Annotated in this window: 11 protein-coding genes; all 11 read right to left on the minus strand. The window is 39.0% G+C overall.

The window, feature by feature from the left end; genetic code table 11:
- Positions 1 to 648: 648 nt before the first annotated feature.
- Positions 649 to 1740 (minus strand): HpaII family restriction endonuclease, encoded by a 1092-nt coding sequence (locus ACT29H_RS10870; RefSeq protein WP_444821658.1) that lies wholly within the window; start codon positions 1738 to 1740, stop codon positions 649 to 651.
- A complete protein-coding gene (locus ACT29H_RS10875) occupies positions 1724 to 3004 on the minus strand; it encodes a DNA cytosine methyltransferase (RefSeq protein WP_444821659.1) in 1281 nt (426 codons plus the stop codon). Before ACT29H_RS10875 ends, ACT29H_RS10870 begins: the two co-directional genes overlap by 17 nt.
- The gene (locus ACT29H_RS10880) at positions 2976 to 3407 is read right to left on the minus strand and encodes a very short patch repair endonuclease (protein WP_444821660.1); all 432 of its coding nucleotides are present in this window, start codon (positions 3405 to 3407) and stop codon (positions 2976 to 2978) included. Before ACT29H_RS10880 ends, ACT29H_RS10875 begins: the two co-directional genes overlap by 29 nt.
- A 1095-nt stretch (positions 3408 to 4502) precedes the next feature.
- Positions 4503 to 5618, minus strand: coding sequence for a hypothetical protein (locus ACT29H_RS10885; RefSeq protein ID WP_444821661.1), 1116 nt, complete (start codon positions 5616 to 5618; stop codon positions 4503 to 4505).
- A 1007-nt stretch (positions 5619 to 6625) separates the two neighbouring features.
- On the minus strand, positions 6626 to 8578 hold the full coding sequence (locus ACT29H_RS10890; RefSeq protein ID WP_444821662.1) for a glycoside hydrolase family 97 catalytic domain-containing protein: 1953 nt from the start codon (positions 8576 to 8578) through the stop codon (positions 6626 to 6628).
- Positions 8579 to 8582: 4 nt separating this feature from the next.
- A complete protein-coding gene (locus tag ACT29H_RS10895) occupies positions 8583 to 9545 on the minus strand; it encodes a family 43 glycosylhydrolase (RefSeq protein WP_444821663.1) in 963 nt (320 codons plus the stop codon).
- A 544-nt stretch (positions 9546 to 10089) separates the two neighbouring features.
- The gene (locus tag ACT29H_RS10900) at positions 10090 to 12474 is read right to left on the minus strand and encodes a beta-L-arabinofuranosidase domain-containing protein (protein WP_444821664.1); all 2385 of its coding nucleotides are present in this window, start codon (positions 12472 to 12474) and stop codon (positions 10090 to 10092) included.
- A gap of 157 nt (positions 12475 to 12631) precedes the next feature.
- A complete protein-coding gene (locus tag ACT29H_RS10905; protein ID WP_444821665.1) occupies positions 12632 to 15241 on the minus strand; it encodes an alpha-L-arabinofuranosidase C-terminal domain-containing protein in 2610 nt (869 codons plus the stop codon).
- A 361-nt stretch (positions 15242 to 15602) separates the two neighbouring features.
- Positions 15603 to 16976: a glycoside hydrolase family 27 protein gene (locus ACT29H_RS10910; protein ID WP_444821666.1), complete on the minus strand. Its 1374-nt coding sequence runs from the start codon at positions 16974 to 16976 to the stop codon at positions 15603 to 15605.
- Positions 16977 to 17172: 196 nt separating this feature from the next.
- Positions 17173 to 18909 (minus strand): RagB/SusD family nutrient uptake outer membrane protein, encoded by a 1737-nt coding sequence (locus tag ACT29H_RS10915; protein ID WP_444821667.1) that lies wholly within the window; start codon positions 18907 to 18909, stop codon positions 17173 to 17175.
- 13 nt (positions 18910 to 18922) lie between these two features.
- A complete protein-coding gene (locus tag ACT29H_RS10920; RefSeq protein WP_444821668.1) occupies positions 18923 to 22234 on the minus strand; it encodes a TonB-dependent receptor in 3312 nt (1103 codons plus the stop codon).
- Positions 22235 to 22342: the final 108 nt, after the last annotated feature.

The following is a 22342-nucleotide window of genomic DNA, read 5'->3' on the forward strand; positions in this document are numbered from 1 at the left end:
GTCTCTTTTTTCTTGTCTGTCATAAACTGCAATATTAAGATTTATTAGTTTATGGACAGAGTTTATTTTACACTCTCTTTAACTACGAGCATTGCTCCGGTTTACCAAAGTTGCTTCCATTTGCCAGGACATGGCTTCAACATGCAAAGTCATTGCTTCGACTTACATTGCTATTGCTTCAACATGCAAAGCCTTTGCTTCGACTTACATTGCTATTGTTTCAACATGCAAAGTCATTGCTTCGACTTACATTACCATTGCTTCAACATGCAAAGCCTTTGCTTCGACTTACATTATCATTGCTTCAACATGCAAAGCCTTTGCTTCGACTTACATTGCTATTGCTTCAACATACAAAGATGCTGCTTCCATATGCAATGAGATTGCTCCACTTAAAACTCAATCTGCTTGAGGTTATACGTTAATAATTATGTATGGGTTTGCTGTAAAGCGCCTAGAAAATATTTCAAATTGCTCTTGAAAATATCTTTAAACCGTGTGTTGTAGAAGAGATAAAAATGCTAAGTATAGAACAAAAAAACAGCTAAAAACCAACCAATTTATAATTTAAATAAGCTCGTTTTATGGAAAGCTTGTCATAAAAAGATGGCTCTTTCTTTCGTATCCCCATACCTCTTTTATAAAATATTACTTAATAAATCTAATTTGCAAATTCAACTTAAAATACTCTTGATTACCTTCTTTATAAACAGTCCCAAAATCGTACCTTGTGCTACTTGCAGTATCTAATTTAGTATTATTGAATAAATATTCTTCAAATTCATTCCGATTGTAAATATGATAACATAAAATTTCACCATCATCTTTAACTACCAAGTAACCACCTGTAGCATCAAGTTCTCCTGTCCAAACTTTGGAAGGCACCATCCCAAGCGCAACTTCAGTCAATAACCGCTTTATTTTATAGGAATAAAAAGGATGATTAGATTCATCACTATATTCAATTGGATTAATCCGAGATAGTTCTTTAACCAAATCAACAGTTTTAGAATAATCTGATGCAAAAAAAAGATAAACAATTTCTGCCATGATCCTTGGCAAAGAACTGTCAATAAGAGTCAAATTTCCTCCGAAAACACTATTTTCTGTTTTAAAAAACCGCAACTCACCTGAATAACCCTCAATTTTTTTAATTCTTTCTTTGATTTTTCTCTTTGAATCGATGCTATTGATTTCCTTTATTTGACTCTCTGTCAATTCCGTATTTTCAATTTTATAAATAAAATTTGTTGTTTTGCCAGGATTAAGAAGAGTCGAAGCACCTCCTAATTGAGATTTAATGCTGAATCCTAATTCAGGAGTCGTTCCTGTCCTAAGATCATGAATAACAATTCTAATATCAGATTTAACAGAAGATTTAGCTTTTAAAGAAGAACAGCTAAAAGATGTAATAAAATTCTCTATTTCCGGAACCGAAAAAGAACTAGAAGTTTTTTCCTTTAATTTTGAAAGCAATAAGGATGCCATATCCCGAAAATCACAAATTTGAATTCTAAATTCTTCTCCACTGCTATCATTAACAATAACCAAATCACAATCATCAGCATAAGTAAACTCCAAAAGTCCGTTTGAATTTTTTTCTCGAAGAATTCTTACTATTGGGAAAATAAGGTTTTCAATCTTATTCAAATAACTGTCACCTGCATATAACTGTTTATCAGATATAATTTTCAAAAGAGTGTAAATCTCACTCCATTCCCCTTTATTTCCTTTTATCATAATTTAGAATTTCCCTAATAACTTTCTCTGCAGTTGCCTGTATGGCAGGTACTGCAACTGAATTACCAAATTGTTTATAGGCTGAAGCATCAGCCACAGGAATAATAAAACTATCCGGAAAACCTTGCAACCTAGCCCATTCCCGAGGCGTCATTCTTCTTATTCCCTGTCTGTTTACTTGTCCTTTTATTTTTGTAACAGGAGTAAAATCTGTTATTCTATCATCATAGACTAAGTTCCTTTCCCTTCCCATTCCCCCACATACAACTGCATTGGCGATTCCTTGGTCCGGAATTATTTCAAACCCAAATCCGTTTCCTTTGCTCTCGTGTCGTTTCTTATGTTCCTTAAGAGTATTTAAATAAACATCAGAAAGGTAATATTTAACGGAAACCGGTTCTTTTTCTTTTATGTCTTCAAAAGAAACCTTTATATTAAAAGGCTTAGGATATTCAAAATGGTTTATTTTCAAATCTTTTCTAAACCCAACAATATAAATTCTTTCCCTGTTTTGAGGGACCCCAAAATCTCTCGCATTTATTATCTCGGGTTCAGGAACATAATAATTTAAATCATTTCTCAACACATTTAATATCGTTGCAAGAGTTTTGCCTCTGTCATGATTAACTAATCCTTTAACATTTTCAAGAAAAAGAGCTTTTGGTCGTTTTCTTTTAATTATTTCTGCAACATCAAAAAAAAGCGTACCCCTTGTATCTTCAAACCCTCCTCTTTTTCCTGCGATGGAAAATGCCTGACAAGGAAAACCTGCACACAATACATCAAATCCATCAGGAATAAATTTTTTGGTTTCTTCTTTGGTAATATCACCAAAAGGAACTTCACCAAAGTTTACTTCATAGGTCTTCTTTGCTTGCTTGTCCCATTCACTTGAAAACACACACTTACCTCCAAGTTTTTGCATAGCAATTCTAAAACCTCCAATTCCAGCAAAAAGGTCAATAAAAGTAAATGTGGGACTTTCAGGTTCGGGAAAAGGTATATTCTTTTTAAAGTCAAAAAGAATATACTGCAATGCTTCTTCAGCAACAATATTTGTTATTTTTTCATCTGGGAATTTATATTCCAACGCCTTTTTTACATGATCAATCGCTTCTTTCTTATAATAACGTGAGGCCCGATCTTCATAATTATGCAAATAGTGTGTGAATGCAGCCTTCCCATATTCCGAGGCCTCAACCAACCTAGTTCTAAATGTCTGACCACAAATTTCTTCAAGTGCTATTTTTCCCTTTTGCTTCATTAATTTTGTCCTCAATTTTTTGAACGCAATTTACTAATTCGGATTTAATTTCTTTGCCCCAAAATCGAAGAACTTGCCAGCCTTCATTCATTAAATAGGTATTAACTTCCTTATCTCGTTCAATGTTTCTTTCAATTTTTTTCAACCAAAATTCTTGATTGCTTTTATGATCGTACTTTCTTGTGTCCCAATCTTTTCCATGCCAGAACTCACCATCCACAAAAACAGCAATTTTATATTTTCTAAATGTAAAATCGGGTTTTCCGAAAACCGTTTTATCATTTTTCCTGTATCTAAGCCCTCTTTTCCAAAGTTCCTTAGCTAGCATTACCTCAATTTTAGATCCTTTGTTTTTTACAGCCTGCATATTCCTTCTTCTCTGCTCTTTTGACAATTTATCCATTTTTTATGTCTCTAAAGCTTAATACACCTGAATTATTATATTTATAAATTCATCAAATCACCATTCCAAATATCCAATCTTACGCTCTCATCCTAAATTTCACCTCCTAATAAACACGTAACACTATCACCCAACCTGCCTTGCTCCTAAAACAAATCATTTTTTTAACAGATAAAAATATTAAAATCTCAGATTTTAACCAAAAAATCAAATCTTCATAAAAAAACATCACTTTAAGATTCCTCAATCCTTTCAATTTGAAGAAAAAGACAAAACACCCAAATCTATTAAAATCATCAAACCAGAAACCCAAATTCTCATTTGAAATCATTTTTCCCACCAACTATATTTTGACATATCAATACTAATCCCAAGGCGTAAGTCTCGCTGAAATTTGATTTCAGGCAATCAATAAAAAAAAACACAGTCGACAGCCCGATCCCGTTTCTTCACGGTTTAAAACGCAAAAAAGTTTAAATTTGGAACAAAGTGAATCTTCATCCAACTATTAATTATCAACAATATACAATAATATGAAAAATAGCTCATCTACACCTTTGCAATTGGTTTTTGGCCTATTGGGCTTCGAATCTTATACTGTAGTTTCCGTGGAGTAATATCATCACGGTGGGCATGACATTAATATTGACAGCAACGCCCCTTTTATGGACTTATTTAACGTATTTGTCATTGCAAACCTTGCCAGGGAAAAGTTTATTAAAAGGTGCATGAATAATTGCATTGATATTCATTCTGTTGGCGGTGGCGATGGATTATCAGAAATGCGATGGAATACTTATATCATTCGACAACGTTTTATGGTTTTTCATTTTTATTAGATTGGCCATTTATTGCTGTTTATATTTTCGGGAATGGGATCCCGAACCGAAAAAAGGTGGGGACAAAGAGGGTAATAATAAGGACCTACGTAAATGGATTCATTTGTTTTATTGCATAGCATTGATTATTATCCTCGGAATTGAAATATAGATTTGGTACTTGAGAAATATAGCAAAAAAGAGTCCCTGAAGATCTTCCCGGCATTTACGCCAAAGAATCTACAGGGACTTTAAATCTCAATTTATCGATTGTTATTTACTCATCGGCAATGTGATAATTGGATATTACGCGTGAAAACACTTCCCAATGTTTTTCGGTCATACGACCGGGAGTGAAAAGACAAATTCCGGAAGCGCCGTTTTCCATGGAAACTTTAATAGCTACTTCTAACTGTTCGGGGGTTAATCCATGGTTTTCCGGATCCTGTTCATTCTGTTTTTCATGAGGGTTGGGGCAAATGAACAAGCCACTGTAAAGTCGGCCTTTTCCATTGAGAGCTTCCACCCCTTCGAGGGTTACATTTCCGACCCACCGGGGCTCTTCCAGATAAAAATCGTTATAGTTCATGGGGTAGAATGCATCCAGGTTCCACTTATCCCATTCCTGTCGTACAATTTTTTTGGCGACAGAAGCGGGTCCGGGGAATACCGCTGCCGAAATTTCTTTACCCTCGTTATGCACGGCCTCTGCCAACCGATTTACGATGGATGTAATCAAATCGTATCTAAACTGCTTCCATTCCTTGACCTCAGAGGGATCATCCACCTCGAGGATATTGATGCCGGTCTTTTCTTTAAAGTCGGCCACACACGAATCGCAGTAGCAATAGTCGAATTCGGGATATTCCCGATCCATGACCAGTCCGTATTTATCCCAAAGTCCTCTGGCAAGGATCACATCGGGGAAACGAATATAATCGAGATGAATGCCATCGATATCTTTAACTCGAGCTACACTCACATATAATTGTTCCAAAAAATGATAGACTCCTTCTCTGTTTGGGCATAAGAAAGTGTAATAGGGAACATATGCCGGGTCGGTCAGAGCCGAATGACCTTCACCATTAACGGCATACCAAGAGGAATCCATCTTTTCGGAATAGCCTTGAATCATTGCCGGAATCCATGCATGGAACTTCAGTCCGGCTTGATGGGCGATTTTTCCCACACGTTCATAGGTCGCCGGATTGTGTCCGCCATTATACATCAAGGCATCAATTCCTTTAGATTTAAGGTTGGTAAACTGGTCTAAAATTTCCTGATCGGTAGCCTTACCGGGTCCACCCATCCATGCGTGTACCGGAATCTTCTCGGAGGGGCCATTACACCCGCAAATCAAGACGATTGCAAAAACATAAAAGACTTTGTACATAATTCCTTTGTTTCGAAAAATGGTAAACATTTGAGGTATAAAATTTTAGATTGTTAGATATTAGATATTAGATTGATAGATATAAGATATTAGATTATTAGATATTAGATTGTAAGATTATGGGTATTAATAATCTGAGTTTTCCGGTAAAAAATCAGGATTGTCAACCATTCGAGAGGGTCAAAGGCTCCAATCTGTTTCTTCTGCACATCGGCCGATGAAAGGATCCATTATCCTGAGCATCTGCATTGATGACGCTGAATGGGCAAATCCAAAGGCTGAATAAAGGTAAAATATTTTTCCCGATCCAAAAAAAGAATGAGGCTAAGGGAGGCATTGTTTTATCAAACAATATTTGTCTAACCCATTCTGCAATTGGGTTTGGTCGGGTGAGAAAACATCCGATTCTATTGGTAGTGATGGAAGATCACAACCACTCAAAACTGATAAAAAAATATGCATTAACTTCAGTCTGTTATTGAAAGAAAAAGAATCGGGCATCTCAATAGATGAGCGGATATGGGAAAAAAGATATTCAAGGTCTCGCATTAATATTTGTGTCAAGGATATGATGGCCCGACATCCATCATTCTCAAGTATTTGAAAGAAGTTTAAGAGTAAGATCGGAAATTAATAAGATAAATGGATAGCAAGTCGTAGAACAGCATCTGGTCAATGAAACCATAAACAAACGATGGGTTTTGAAACAAAAAGCGGGCAAAAAACTTTTAGGTTTTTGGTATTTCAAGAAATAAGTTATTTCACAGTTGTTTGCAATTGATCAAAAAATCAGCGGGATAAAATGGGTATGTTTCTGAAGGAAGCATTGGTCCTTGCTGCAAGGAACCGGGTTGATAATAAAAGGCTATGCATAAAACAGAGTTATTCGAGTTCCAATAGACCATACCAATAAGCTTTATACCTAAAAAGAGCCGTGAAATTGAGGACTCACGGCTCTTCAATTAAATAAGATTTATAATTAGTTGGGATGAATATTGCATTTTAAGTTATTCCTTCACCACGAGCACAAAACCACCATTGGGTTTCAGAGAAATATTCAATTTCTCATTTTCATGGATCGCCACTTCTTTCTCCTCAAAAGACAATATTCCATCGTTCCCATCGGTTATTAGAAGTGCATTTTTATTTCCTTCAATAAAGGGTAGCCGGAGCGAAAGATTTTTTCCCATATTCTGACCATTAATTGCTCCCACATACCAGATGTTTCCCTTTCGCCGTGCAATCACAGCCAATTTACCTGGCTCTCCATCAATGAAGCAGGTCTCGTCCCAACTGCCATTAGGGAGGTGGGTCAGGAAGTTTTTCACATAGTCCGGCACAGATTTCATTCCCAAGTACGTTTCTGCAATATGCTGAATTCCTGAGGTAAAAATTATGGCGGTAGCCAATTCAAAACCATTGGTTGTGCGACGCTGTATATTGGGCACCCCTGAAAGATTTACCGGTGTGATATCCATAGGATCAAATACGTTCCGAACAAAGGGCACCATGGCCATATGTGAAGGTGCGACATCCGCCGTTTTCTGACCAAAAGTGATAAATTCATAGCCCTTAATGGCTTCCATGGTCATTAAGTTGGGATAAGTTCGGTGCCACCCCCTAGGAAGAGTGGCCCCATGAAAATTAATTAAGATACCGTATTCAGCTGCATCCTTCAGGATGTCGTGATAATATGCGATCATAGATTGTCCATCCCCCCCAAAGAAGTCTACTTTAACTCCTTTGATACCGATTTTCTTCATCCATTCAAATTCTTTGACTCTGCTTTCATGAGTCAACATTATATTTTTTGGGGTTTGGTAAGCAGAGTTCCAACTGCCTGCAGAGTTGTACCAAAGCAGCAGTCCTACTCCTTTTCTTAGTGCATATTCGGACAGTTTGGCTATCCTTTCCCGTCCGATTTGCTGATCCCAGAGACCATCGACGAGGCAATAGGGCCATTTCATCTCCGCGGCAAAATCAATAAACCTTTTTTGGGTCTCAAAATTGACCGATTCATCTTTTAAAATCACCCAGCTCCATGCTGCCATTCCCGGTTCAACAAACGAGAAATCGGCATCGATGGCAGGGTTAGCCAGGTCGGTACCCAGGTTTGACTCCACGATGTTTTTCAAATCGCCCACAGCGATAATTCTCCAAGGAGAATACCAAGGCAAGGTATTATTGGGCTTCAATTCTCCTCCTGGAATAATTTCTTGTGGCTGAGGGAAAACCACCCGATATTCATAACCATTATTATCCAGATGGGTACCACAGTAGTGACGATCGAGAGCAGTTTCAGAAATCAACATCCATACATTTCCGGTCTTGAATAATGCCGGATAAACCCAACCAAATCCAATGGGAGACTTTGTATCCGCAGCCACCTCCTGTAAATAATGCTCCTCATACGACGGATTGGTTTCTGCGAACCCTGTTTTAGCCTTCGACATTGGCTGAAGCCATCCTTTTGTACCTTCCGGCAAGTTAAAGGAGGTATTTTCTGAATCAATTATAACAATATTATCGGAATGGTCGGGGAAAAAATATCTAAAGGCTACGCCATCGTCGGATACCCTGAAAATGACCTCCATTTTTTGTCCCTCCCTATTTAGTGTATGCACCACCGCCTCATTGGCTTCATAATGAATTTGGGCTTGTTTCCCATGTTTCAAGAGATAATCATCGGTAATCCTCTTGGACTCACTGAATTCAGAAACCTTTAGCCCCGCTGTGAAGTCAGCATCGTCTCTCGATACCCCCAGGGAAGAAGCGTTCAGGACTTGTTGTCCTTGAAATGAGATACTGTATTTTAGTACCCCATCTTCTTGATTAATCCAGCTTTTAACTTCTATTTTTCCATTCGGGCTCTTAAGTTTGAGCTCTGATGATTCCCGACAACAAGAAAAAAAGGTGGTTGATATCAGGAATGCCAGAATTAAAAATCTTACTTCCTTCATATTCTTAATTTTTAAATTTACTCATTAAATTATCCAAAACAGATTTGTCAACTTTTAAAGCGGTTCCATGACGTGTTCCTTTTGGGAAAGAGACCTGATCGGAAATATCCTCCCAGTCAATCATATTTTTAGATCTGACGGCCCCATATTTATGTTCTCTATACTTATCAAAAAAGAGATAGACCGAATCACCTTTGATCAGGGTTGTAGGTCCTTCAGCCCAATAGTCTCCGGTAATTGGTTCGGACACTTTTGTCGGGAAAGGTCCATCGGGAGTATCTGCGACGGAAAAACGAATATTTTTTTCGGGAGGATTTGGGTTTTCATTTTTTAGGAACATATAAAATTTGGCGTTATGTTTCAGGATGGTACAGTCAATCACGCTGAAATCGGGATTAAAAAAGATCCTGGTTTTGGAGAAGGTATTAAAGTCCTTTGTCGTCACATAATACATACGATGGTTATATCCACTTTCCTTATCCTCATGATTAATTTGGGAATGCCGACCAGGAATGGTTGTGGCCCAAAATATGAGGTATTGATCATTTATTGAGTCATAAAAAATTTCAGGGGCCCAACAATTACGAGCTGTTGGTTCCTGATCCATAACAGGAATAATTTTTTGTTGAGACCATGAAATCAAATTGGGAGAAGAGGCATAACCGATATACCGGTCGGTCCATCCGGTGGTCCAAACCATGTGAAACAGACCATCCTTACCCTGTATGATACAAGGATCACGCATCAGGGAATCTTTTCCCACCCGGGGTTCCAAAACCGGTTTGTCGTCATTCAGAGGGAACCAATTCAGTCCGTCGGTGCTGTAGGCGAGGTGCAGCCCATCTTCCCCGTTTCCTTTAAAGTAGGAAAAGAGGAAAACGGGATCATCCGTCATTTTAGCAGTCCGGCAGCTCTCAACAGAGAAAAGAATCGCAAGTAATCCCAGAAAAATAAAAATTCGTCTCATAGTATTAATTTGTATAAATAAAGCGCTTTATATAAAACGTCTAAAGGGATCATTCACAATTTAAACCAAAAGGATTATATGGTATCAATTTGAATAATTCAGTACACTTTCCCCTTTCTCAATTCATTATAAAAGTAAAAATTACTTTTCAAAATTAAAAGCAAAGAGGGATATCCGGTTACAATTTTATTCATTCCGGGAGCAAGTATTCGTCATTAATCCAAAACAGGATCCGACAGAGCATTATTTTCTGTCAATCGTAAAAGCGGCATAAGAACTCCTCTTAATGCCCAAAGATGCCACATTTACTGGTAAATAAATGTTACCACCCAGGATGGATCAGGGTCCAAAAGTGAGATGGAAAAATGAATTTCAGCGGGATAAGGATATAAGAGAGAAAGGCTCCGACCGATTAAACGAATCGATCGGCGCCTTTCCGGCGACCCAAAATCAGATCAATGATTGCATCAGCCATTCTCTAAATATGTGAATAGCTTGTATCAACAGATTAGGCTAAACGATAAATGCTACAGCAAGAAGAGCATTAACGCATTAGTCTGACATAATAAATTCCGCCCGCAACAGAGCCCTCGTCTGCCTGAAATCTAACAGTGATAATTCCATTGGAATTCTTATCAGTCAAGGCATCAGGGATGGTGTAATCGACATCGACAAAGCCATCTCCGAGTGAACCGTCCAGCACCACTGAGGCGATTTTTTCCCCATTAATCAGGATATCGAAATTCCGTCCGGTATCCTTCCCCCAATAAGTAACTCTCAGAGATTGAGCCTCACGGTCAGCATCATTCAAATCATAGGAAAACCATTGTGATGCATGTCTCCAATGTCTATTTTGAAATACACCGCTCTCCGTTTTTTCCCCCTTGAAGTTATGCTCCGTTTCCGGCTGTTGTTCGCCAGGTGCCACCTCATCAATTGTTCGTTTTTCAAGGAGCAATAATTCATTTTCTCTTTTTTCAATGGCAATACGTATGTCGTCGATCTCTTCTTTCGTACCGACTCTCCAGTAAACGATATAGCGTGCATCGTGAACCATAAAAAATGGTTTTAATACCAAATCATCGTATTTATCCGGAACAATGAGATCGTTTGCCTTAAAGGACATCACTTGATTTTTCAAAGGCCTCACTAATTTTTCCCAACCGTTTCCATCAATTTGCAACATAGGAGCTTCGTCGAGCGAATATAGAGGTCCATGGGCGACATGTCCCATACGGCTATCGTCTGCAATCAGTCCGTCCAAATCGGTGGTATCGGTGGCTGCCGCTAGCACAAAAGGACCATGCATTAGGGATAAATATTGATTTCCATCGGGCAGAAATTTTCCATACGTATGCATCGGTAATCGTATTTCAATCCTATCTCCCTTTTTCCATTTACGCCGAATGGGGAAATAATGTCCCGGTACAGCTTTCCCCTTAATGCTATTTCCATTCACCGCGACGCTCATCTCACCCTTTTTAGACCAAGCGGGGCATCGGATCCCCACAACAAACTCCCCTTCGTTCTTTGGTTCCACACGAATGGATACCTGTTCAATATCCGGGAAATTGTTTTCCAGAATTAATTGAAGCCCCTTTTCTTTCCAGAATAACTGGGAAGGAATAAACAGGTTGACAAAAACATTTTGTTCATCATGAGCATAAATTAACTCACCATATTTTTCATGGTTTTCGATTCCAGACCCCACGCAACACCAGAAAGTTTGTTCGGGTTGAGAATAAACGCGGTAGTGTCGAGGTCGCATGGAGGTGAAATAGACGAGTCCCCCGTTTTTAGGGTTTTGAGATGAAAGGATATGGTTGTACAGGGCCTGTTCGTAAAAATCCAGATATTTAAGATCGTTTTTATAGAGGAACAATTGTTTGGAGAGTTTTAACATGTTGTAAGTATTACATGTTTCCGGTCCCTGTCTGGATTCAATCATCGAAGAGAAGTCCTCCGCAGCATGGAAGTGTTCATGCGTAGAATTCCCTCCGATAGAAACGGACCTGTTGTTCACTACGGTGTTCCAGAAAAAGTCAGCCGCCTCGATCCAAGCGGTATCTCGATCCAACACCCCTATACGCATAAACCCAATAACTTTAGGGATTTGGGTATTGGCATGCAATCCGTTAAGTTGATCTTTATGCTGAATCAGAGGTTTCAGAATGGCTTGATGGGAAAACCTGCGTGCCAGTTCAAGATATTTTTCATTTCCGGTAATTTCATATACATCGGCAAACACCTCATTCAGTCCTCCATGCTCGGACACGAGCATTTCCTGAATCTGGTCATCGGAAAGTCCTGAAGTTAGATTGATGCACCAGTCGGTGAGTTTGATTAACAATTCCTTGGCCTTTTCATTGCGGGCCAAGAGCCAAGCGTCACGCAAACCTGCATACAATTTATGAATATTGTACAAGGGCACCCATTTCCCGTTAAGGGAGAAATTTCCGGCATCAATTTTTCCATTGGCAATTTCGGCCCACATAGCCTGTCCCCCGGGGATACCACCAATATACCCGTTTCCATTGGCTTTCTGGCAGCGTGCCAGCTCCTTTACCATGTAGTTCAAACGTTTCCTAGCCTCTTCATTTCCTGCGGAAGCAACCATCAGTGACAATGAAGTCAGGTAATGCCCGCCAATATGTCCATTTAGTCCGGATCCTTCCCAGTTTCCATAGCCCGTCGCTTTGGGTTCCAATCCGGCATCAATTAGAAAGGGAGCCAGAAGACGATCCGGATCATGAGCCATCACATATTGTTCGTTAAGCTCTTCAGCATGTTTGAAGGGGCTCTCCAATAAACGGACGGAGGAAAGCGGAAAAGGTTCGACATCGGGTTGGGGTGTTTTGTCACAGCTACAGCCCATCATCACATAGGCTGACATAAATACCATCAATATGATTTTCAGATTATTTCTCATGGTTTAATGATAGATGTTAAACAACTAGATGTTAGACATTTATACATCATTCTAATCTCCTAATTAAGGAGTTATTAAAAGTGGCAATTGCTAACCATATCAAATTCCAGCAATTCTGGAACTAAGTGTCATATTTCACCATAATTCAAAAGAACAATTACTTTTTCATTTTAATGTCAGGTATTCTAATCACGGTAAACGAATAAGCGGGCAAGACATGGTCCAAGGTGTTACTAACAGCTATTTCCTTTTCCACCGGGCGTGCCTTGGTGTCATCGGGATGGCCAGTCAGGAGCGTGCATATAGCCTTTGATGAAAAATCGTCCCACCCATTAATTTTCAGCTTTACTTCAATTTTGACGGGGAGTAGATTGACCATTTTAACCATCAAATCATTGGAATTACTGTCGTGGATGACTGAAACAGCCACTCTTTTCCGTACCGACTCACGATGATCAGAAAGTTTCATGTCACTGTAAAAATAGCGATCCCCTGCATTTTGCCCGAAAAGTTTCTGAACGAAATACCCAACTGTTGGTTTAACTTCGGTATTGTTGAAATAGATCAGATCTGGGTTCCATTGGGTATTTCCATCTTTAGCCAATAGTGGGGCATAAGAAGCCATACGGACGACATCTCCATTTCGTTCAAGGGCGGTCAGATAAAGGGCTTCGGCAAGAGCGGTTTCAATATTTCGAGGACGTCCCGGCAAATGAGCAGCATATTCTCCCAGATAGACTTTCGGTCCTGAGCGGTCATATTTGTCGTAATAATCCTGGTTATGAATGAACCATCCTGGAGGTTGATAATAATGCTCATCGACCATGGGCAGATCAAGTTCATTGGCAAACTTCCATCCTCTTTCATAATCGGAACCTTCGGAGAAGGGCCCGACCGTTCCAATAACCACAATGTCGGGATAATTTTCTTTGACAGCTTTGTAAATTAACCTGAATCGCTCTTCAAAAACGTGAGAAATAAGATCTTCGTTTCCGACACCGAGATATTTCAGATTGAAGGGTTTGGGATGACCGGCCTCTGCCCTTTTTCGTCCCCATTCAGTTTTTTTGTCGCCATTGGCCCATTCAATAAGATCCAGGATATCCTGAATGTATGAATCCATTTCGTTCAAAGGAATTCCTCCCTGCTGTCCTGCACCGCCACATGAAGAATTCTGGCAGGGAACACCTGCCGCCACAATAGGAATGGGTTCGGCCCCGATATCTTCACAAAACTGAAAGAATTCGAAGAAACCAAGTCCCATTGATTGATGATAATTCCAAATATTACGTTGAGGCTTACGAGCCTCCAGAGGTCCGATGGAATTTTTCCAGCGATAGATGTTTTCCAATCCGTCACCATGCGCCACGCATCCACCGGGGAAACGCACAAATTTCGGATTGATATCGGCAATAAGTTGAGCCAGGTCGGCTCTCAAACCATTTTTGCGCCCATTAAAGGTATTCTGAGGGAAAAGGGAAACCATATCCAGATTAATGGTCCCAGGACTTTGAGGGATCAGTTCAAGCCGCGCATTGGGGACATTCTTTTCAGCGTGAATAACTGCCGAAACTTTTTCCCAGTGCGAAGAACGAACATTAATGGCTGTTTGTCCAGCAACCTTACCATCCGGATCGGCCAATCTCACCACAACTTTCATTTTTTCACCATTTGGTACCCGTCCAAACATTGAGAAGTCATATTTCTCTCCAGCTTTAATGGCGATACCGTTGAACCCTTCGTTGGTTAGAAGAGCACCCTGCTTCTCAATCTTTAGGAGGGCATAATGCGAATTGTTGGGATGTATCGGATTTACCGAATCAATAGTAAAAACAGTATGATCGCCTCTTAAATTCCAGGCATAAAAACTGTTCCAAATGGGATCTTGCCCCATTTTATCGGCAGGTGAATATTCAAATCCCCTGTTTTGTACCAACTCGGCATAAATACCGCCATCGGCAGCGTAGTTGATGTCTTCGAAAAAAACGCCTATCAATTGATCACTGATCGGTTTATAATCATCAAGATTCACTGTAATGGACGCTTGGACCTTCTCCAGTCCTACAAAACGCAGAGGATCCTGATCGGTGGTTTCATGATACAACTGCTGATTGTAAGCTACCAGCTTTTGATGATTAATAAGCTTTTCAACAGAGATCCACGGGACTCTATGAATGGTACCCCTTACTTGGATGTTATTTATTACTACAGAGGATCTGTCATTATGAAAAGCCTCCTTCGACACGTTTTTTACTAAGGAATAATGCACAAAGTCAGAAGTAGTTACTTCATGGTATCCCTCATTCCCTTTTTTGTTGCTCCACCACGAAACAATGTAATTTTTTTTATCCTGATTGCAAGAAATTAATGGCATGAGGCAATTGCCCTGATAATTCAACTGGGGATAAACCTGCGGTTTCCAGTGAATCAAATCTTCTGATGAAGCATAAGAAAAGGTAGCATCTTCATCATTTATCTTCCACACGCAATGCCACTTTCCTTCGTGTCCTTTTAAAAGATAGGGCTCGAACATTCTTTTTTGGCTCCCCCATGTACCATAATCACTTTTCAAGAAGCTGTATTCCGGTCCGATAGCGAACCAGTGTATTTTATCGACGCTCCAGGCGAAGTGCAGCCCGTTTCGCCCTCCGTTTTTTAATGTTGAATAGGCGAAAATATAGGCTGAATCGGGGGTAGATGCCTTTCCTCGTATTCCTAAACAAAAAGTCAAAAGGATCGCAATGCCAGATAATTTTAACAATTTCATAAATAAATAGTTTTCAAAGTATATTTCAACATCAACAGTTCTATCCTATGTTTTACAGTGGAAACAAGATCAAAATCGTATTTTAAAGGGTAACATAACCGACATTAAAGTTTCAGAAACTCCCCACTTTAGAACTAATAGAGAATATGATTATAGTTATTATTTTAAAAATATTTTCCCAAAAAGCAGTTAAAACAAACAGTAAACGCGTAACATTTCCATTACAAAATTCCTAAAGAGCTAAAAAAGCTGTGGAAACTTTTGCCCACAGCCTTATTCAATTAAGATTTAACCTAAATCATAATAATATATCATTGTACTTCTTCATGCAACTAAGCAAATACAATATTTTGAAAGTGGGTTATTGTTTCCAAAATTTCACCAACAATGATGCATGTCTATTAAGTTCTTTGGTGAAAAAATCAGAATTAACAATACCATAATTCTCCCCTGTCCAAAGGTTAGTAATTCTTGCACCCTTTTCAACTCCAATATGATTTAGGTTAACTGAAATCTCTTTTGGACTTTCATCATCAGAAATATTGAAAATGGCCAAATACACAACTTCTGAATCAGCATTCCTTGAAGTTACGGCCAATTTACCATCCTCCTGAAAAAGTTGTTTTACATCAGTACTTTCCTTATGCATTTTTAAAACTTCGCGATTTGTAAGTAAGGAAAGAGTAAAATCATCATTACTAGGTAAATCTCCCCCAAACATTAATGGCGACCTAAAAATAGTAAAGAAGGACAATAGAGAATACTGTTCGTCTACGGTCAATCTGGTCATACGATCGACACCTCTCTCTCCACGAATGGAAATCCTTCCCAAAGGAATCATATCACAATCGGGCCAGGTTCCCGATCCTACGTAGGGATACCAACCTTGTGCAACCTCCATTAAGTGCGTAATATGATTCCATTGGTCCCAAACATCATCCACCATGCGCCACATATTTGCATGATTGGAGACATGATTGGCAGCATCAATTGGAGTTGCCCCAGGAGAAGTACTTAATACTATCGGCCTACCGCACTGATCGATGGCATTCCTAATCATCTCAACTTCATTCTGGTGATAGGGTCGAGATAGATCGTCAACCTTAACAAAATCAACCCCCCACTCAGCATATAAATCAAAAATCGAATTATAGTATTCCTGTGCACCAGGCTTATTAAGAATGGAATAATTATCTCCTAACCATTTACACTGCATTTCTTTAGAAAAAATCTGATCGGCAGTGATTCCATCTGTACCTTTAATCGGCATTTTTTGTTCCACCGCGACTTTAGGAATTCCGCGCATAATATGAATTCCAAACTTTAATCCTTTACTATGAACATAATCAGCCAGGATTTTAAAACCCATTCCATTTTTTGCGGAAGGGAATCTATTTTCTGCCGGAAGATAACGGCCAAATTTATCAATGACATACTTGGGATCATTCTGGTTATATCCACCAGCTTTTGTATTTTCAACGAACCATCTAATATCCACAACAATATACTCCCATCCAAACTCTTTCAAATTTTCAGCCATATAATCCGCATTGGCTTTAACTTCATGCTCTTCAACTGTGGGGCCATAACAATCCCAACTGTTCCATCCCATAGGTGGGGTTGGTGCCCAATTTTTAAATTCTTCCTTTGCAAATGAATTTGTCTTTTGAGAGACTGATTGACAAGAAGAAAAAAAAATAAGAACCAATACTATAAGACCATTTAATATTTTCATTTCAAAAACAATTAAACAAAATGTTTACTATAAAAAGAATAAATCAATCCCCTATTCGGCTTAGTATTAAATAGAAGGTCGGGATTATAATAATCTGAATTCTCTGATGAATTCTTAAAACATTATTCCAATCCTTTAGAAGATAAATACCGGGAACTCATTTTGCTGTTCCCGGTATTTATAATTGTATTATATGCTAATCCCCGTATCCAGGATTTTGAGCGAAATTAGGATTTTTATCAATCTCCGACTTTGGGATTGGTAACCAATACATTGCAGGAGAAGTAAACTTTCTATCCTCAATGAGTTTTCCAGGGATGTAGGTCTTGGATCCATCATTATTTTTAATAATCGTTACCCCTGTTGCATTTTTGTTTAGGTCTTCGTCCGCATCTAACCATCTACGTACGTCAAAATACCTATGTTCTTCAAAGGCAAGCTCAACTCGTCGTTCATTTTTTATCCTGTCTAATAGGTCTAAGCCAATATCCGCCACATCTGGCATTTTTGCCCTCCTCCTGATTACATTTAATGCCTGTCGTGCTCCTTCTTCATCACCACTCATAAATAAAGCTTCTGCAAGGTTAAGATATTGTTCAGCCAACCTCAACCATATCCAATTTTTGGGCTTTTTAAAATTCCAACTATTGGGTTCATAGGTTTCATCCATAAACTTCCTCATATTATAACGACTCAGACTAGTATTCCAAGAATCTCGACCAAATTCAGAATCCCTGCCTCCTGCCTCTGCAATCCCATTCTCATCCAGGGTAATCCAAGTCTCCACATCACGGCCCATCCATGGATCACCATCACATAACACATAAGCCTTTAAACGTTGATCCCTATTTTGAAAAGGGTTGGCTGCATGTTCGGGATTATTCCAATCAAACTTTGTTCCATCATTCATTTCGAAACAATCAACGAATTCACTAATTGGAACATTTCCACCCCATTGTCCATAGCCATTTGGACCGTTCGACTGATCAAGATAACTAAGGCTTTCTCCATCAGCGCTTGAAGTTCCCTGACGTGAAAAAATAATTTCAGGATTACCTCCCTCAAGGAACAATCGCGTATAATTTTCCTTAACATCGTCGTAATCGTTAAACAGAGAGTAACCGTTTTCCAGAGCTAGATCAATAGCTTCTTTAGCGGCATCAGCTGCTTTTTCCCAGCGATCAGGATCAGGATTGAGATATCCCACCAGAGGATCAACTCCTTCTTTATTCATCAAAGGACTTGCCGCATATAGCAAAATGCGTGATTTAAGAGCTAAGGCAGCCACACTCGTTGCCCGTCCTTTATCCTCACCTTCAAAACTAGCTGGCAATAATTTGGATGCTTTATCAAGTTCTGAGACCATAAAATCAACACATTCAGCATATGTACTACGCTCTACATTCAAGATTTCTTCCTGATCGGTCAAGTCATAGCTTTCTTCAATAATGGGCATCCCCCCCCACTTTGAGACCAAATCGTGATACATAAGAACACGAATGAAACGGACTTCTCCAATCAACCTATCTTTGAATGTTTCATCTTCAAAAGGGACCTTATCAACATTTTCGAGAAACAAATTGCAATCAGAAATATTGCGCCAAATTGTACTCCAAGAGCGATTATCCCAGCCCCACCAGGCTCCGTTCATTCGCCCCAAATCAGAAGGATTAACATATCCTTGAGTCAAAGGTTCACATCCCCGAGACCAGATTAGATGGGTTTCATCACACACAGAACTCATCCACGATTCGGTCCACCCATGACCAATTTGGTTATACCTGGAATTAACAAAAGATTCTGCTAGATTTGGATCTCCAAATACAGCATCTTCAGACATTTCGGTCAATGGTTGTTTGTCGAGAATATCATCGCTACAACTACCCAAAAACAGAAATGATAATGAAATTATGGATAAAATTATTTTTTTCATAGTTCCTAACATATTAGAAAGAGAGATTAATACCGAAGTTTATCACTTTAGATTGAGGGGTACTCCAGGCGGCGAAACCTTGATCACCCGCAGTAGTTTCCGGATCAGTATTTTTCAATCCGGTAAAAGTAAGAAGGTTATAGCCACTCACATAAAGTCTCAAATTATCTATTGGCAACCTTGAAATTAAGTGTTCAGGAAGAGTATACGCCAATTGGATATTTTTAAGCCTCAAATAAGAAGCATCCTTCAACCAAAAAGTATTTTCATATCCCGTTGCGGTCACTTGTCGGTCGTACACTCTTGGATAGGAAGCATTTTGATTCGTTTCTGTCCAACGATTCTCATAAAAATCTTTAGTAAAATTCCCAATAGTACCGGACTCCCAAAAGATGTACTGCCAAACATTAGATGCTCCCTGCCAAAGAGTTGACAAAGACCATTGACGCCAATCGACATTTAAATTAAAGCCATAAATAATTTCAGGTGTAGATGTTTTATCCGGCCTGATTTTATCATTTCCATCAATGATACCATTTTTATCAATATCCTTAAACTTTATGTCACCCACGCTGGCATTGGAAAGATGAGGGGAACTATTCAACTCCTCTTCTGTATTAAAGATCCCATCGGCTTCATACATAAACCAATTTGCGCCAATAGACTTTCCAGTAATGGACTGCCAATCAAGAACTCCTTCTGGCTCGTCCATATACGTAATTTCACTCTTAACAAAGGAGTAATTAGCGGATGCACTAATATGAAATTCCCCAAATTTTTCAGAAAATCCAAGGGAGGCCTCAAAACCTTTGGCCTCAGCTTCACCAATATTCTCATCCGGCAATGATAGTCCTGAATACTCAGGGATTGCCGCATTCCTTGTGGCCAAAATATCCTTTCTTTTTGTTTGGAACAACTCAACATCCAGGGTAAATCTTTTCAAAAATCTGGAATCAAAGCCGATATTGGTTGTTGTTGCCACCTCCCATGTAACATTGGGATTACCGGTCCGATTTTGCCACACCCCGGTTTGGGGTTGGGGGCTGGTTCCGCCCAAAATAGCAGGATTATCAAAAGTATAAGTAGTCATATATTGAAAACGAGAAATTCTGTCATTCCCCATTTGCCCCCATGAACCACGTAATTTAAAATAATCAATTGCGTTCAAATTATTCTTCCAGAATGATTCTTCAGATATTCTCCAACCAGCAGAAACCCCAGGAAAAAAACCAAATCGTTTTCCTTCCGGAAAATTCTCAGACCCATCATATCTCCAGTTAAACTGAAACAGATACTTCTCTGAAAAATTATAATCTATCCTTCCGAAATAGTTTTGTCTAGCCGATTCGGAAGCAGTTCCATCATTTTGAGCCGTAGTTTGATCCCCTGCAAACAACTGATCAATATTACTAGCCACATAATCTTGTCTGCTCCCATAAAGATAATCATAGCGACTTTCGTATTGTTCATAAGCAACAAATGCGTTCAAGTTATGAAGCTCGTTAAAGGATTTTTCATAATTGATTCGAAAATTAGAGGTAACCCCCAAATTTTGATTCATATTTTCATAAAGAGCTGCATTGGATGGTCCAAACTTTACAGGAACATATTCTTCATCCAACTTTTCGTATAAATAAAAAGCTTTTTGAAAGTGTTTGTAAAAGTTGTCTCCTCTGTCTACATATATTCCACCTGCCAAAGACAAACCGTCTGTAACAAAAGGCAAATCCCATTCAAATCTTAAATCTGCATTAAAATAGGATGTTTTATTATCCTGATACCCCATGGCACCATTCACTGCTGTTAAAGCATTAAAATCGTCCTGTGGAGCTACAACCGGATAATCAGTTCCTGGCCAAATAATATTTGCCCTGGGGTCATATTTAACAAGATACCGCCAGGTCCACTCAGAACTGTAATGATTTCCATAACGATCTTCCTGTCTAGCTGCTAAATTCACTTTAAATTTAAGATTCTCTGAGGCTTTAATATCAACATTCGACCGCAGATTATACTGTTCATAGTAACTACCACTATTTTCATAATAATTATCATCGAACTGATAGCCTAATGAAAAATAATATTGAATTACATCTCCACCCCCAGAGGCTGAAAGATTATGTCTTGTTTGGGTTGACCAATCTTTCAAAACATCATTTAACGCATTAACATTGGGATAATTATTTGGATCTTCTCCATTACGGAACAAATTAATTTGATCCTCGGTATACATAGGATCTCGTTGGTAAATCCCCGTTTCAATTTCATTAATCATCTCAGCAAACTGCCAAGATTCAGCCATTTCAGGTAGCACAGTAGGTTTTTTCAATCCAAAATTCATCGAATAATCAACTTTAACAGTTCCTTTTGAACCTCGCTTAGTAGTTACCAAAATAACTCCATTAGCAGCCCTAGATCCATAAATGGCAGCTGAAGCATCCTTCAAAATGGAAATACTTTCTATATCGTTAGGATCAATGCGGGCAAATCCCCCCGCGCGATCAGCGACTCCATCCACAACAACAAGAGGACTGTTATCTCCGGTTGTGCTTCTTCCACGAATTAATAATTCCGCGTCATCATATCCCGGCTCACCACTTCTGTTGTTGGCAATAAGCCCAGGTAAACGGCCAATCATAGTATTGGTCACAGAAGAAGTGGGAACTTTAACCAGTTCTTCTCCTTTAGAAGAAGCTACAGAACCGGTAACAGTAACTTTTTTCTGTGTACCATATCCAACCGCCACCACTTCATCTAGGCTAATGGATGATTCCTTCATAACAATATTAATTGCTTGGTGATTGGTAACAGGGACTTCCACTGAATTAAAGCCAATAAAAGAAAATTGAAGAATTGGGTTTTCGCTTTGAACAACAATCGAGAAATTACCCTCCATATCAGTAATGACACCGTTTGTAGTTCCTTTTTCCACAATATTAACACCAGGAATTGGCTCACCATTTTTGTCGGAAACCGTTCCATTCACCATTTTATCATCTTCCTGGGCTCTTAAAGAGGACTCTAAACGGCGAGTCACGACCACGTTTTCACCCACAATCTGATAGGAATAGCCACTCTGTCCAAGAAGTTTTCGAAGCACCTCTTCCAGTGAAGCTTTTTCCACATTTAGGGAATAACGTTTTTGCAGATCCATTTCATCATTTTTGAAGAAGAAACCGTAGTGGCTGGACTCTTCAATTTGTCTGAAGATGTCGAGAATAGTGGCATTCTCCACTTTGAGTGTCACTTCACTTTTCTGGGCCTTAGTGTTCTTTGCAGATAAGGTAAGCCCACAAAAAATGAGAAAGATCGTGGCAATTTTCATGATGCGCAAAGTTTTCAACAGGTTGTGCTTATTTCGGCACAACAACATGTCACATTTTTTCATAAATTTGTACTGTTTAGTGTTTAACAATTAGAAACTGTTGGCGCA

This window comes from Thermophagus sp. OGC60D27 (assembly GCF_052400625.1).
Lineage (GTDB): Bacteria > Bacteroidota > Bacteroidia > Bacteroidales > Marinilabiliaceae > Thermophagus.

Coding starts and splice junctions, on each gene's coding strand:
- ACT29H_RS10870 (WP_444821658.1), bottom strand. CDS start 1,740: ATGATAAAAGGAAATAAAGGGGAATGGAGTGAGATTTACACTCTTTTG.
- ACT29H_RS10875 (WP_444821659.1), bottom strand. CDS start 3,004: ATGAAGCAAAAGGGAAAAATAGCACTTGAAGAAATTTGTGGTCAGACA.
- ACT29H_RS10880 (WP_444821660.1), bottom strand. CDS start 3,407: ATGGATAAATTGTCAAAAGAGCAGAGAAGAAGGAATATGCAGGCTGTA.
- ACT29H_RS10885 (WP_444821661.1), bottom strand. CDS start 5,618: ATGTACAAAGTCTTTTATGTTTTTGCAATCGTCTTGATTTGCGGGTGT.
- ACT29H_RS10890 (WP_444821662.1), bottom strand. CDS start 8,578: ATGAAGGAAGTAAGATTTTTAATTCTGGCATTCCTGATATCAACCACC.
- ACT29H_RS10895 (WP_444821663.1), bottom strand. CDS start 9,545: ATGAGACGAATTTTTATTTTTCTGGGATTACTTGCGATTCTTTTCTCT.
- ACT29H_RS10900 (WP_444821664.1), bottom strand. CDS start 12,474: ATGAGAAATAATCTGAAAATCATATTGATGGTATTTATGTCAGCCTAT.
- ACT29H_RS10905 (WP_444821665.1), bottom strand. CDS start 15,241: ATGAAATTGTTAAAATTATCTGGCATTGCGATCCTTTTGACTTTTTGT.
- ACT29H_RS10910 (WP_444821666.1), bottom strand. CDS start 16,976: ATGAAAATATTAAATGGTCTTATAGTATTGGTTCTTATTTTTTTTTCT.
- ACT29H_RS10915 (WP_444821667.1), bottom strand. CDS start 18,909: ATGAAAAAAATAATTTTATCCATAATTTCATTATCATTTCTGTTTTTG.
- ACT29H_RS10920 (WP_444821668.1), bottom strand. CDS start 22,234: ATGAAAATTGCCACGATCTTTCTCATTTTTTGTGGGCTTACCTTATCT.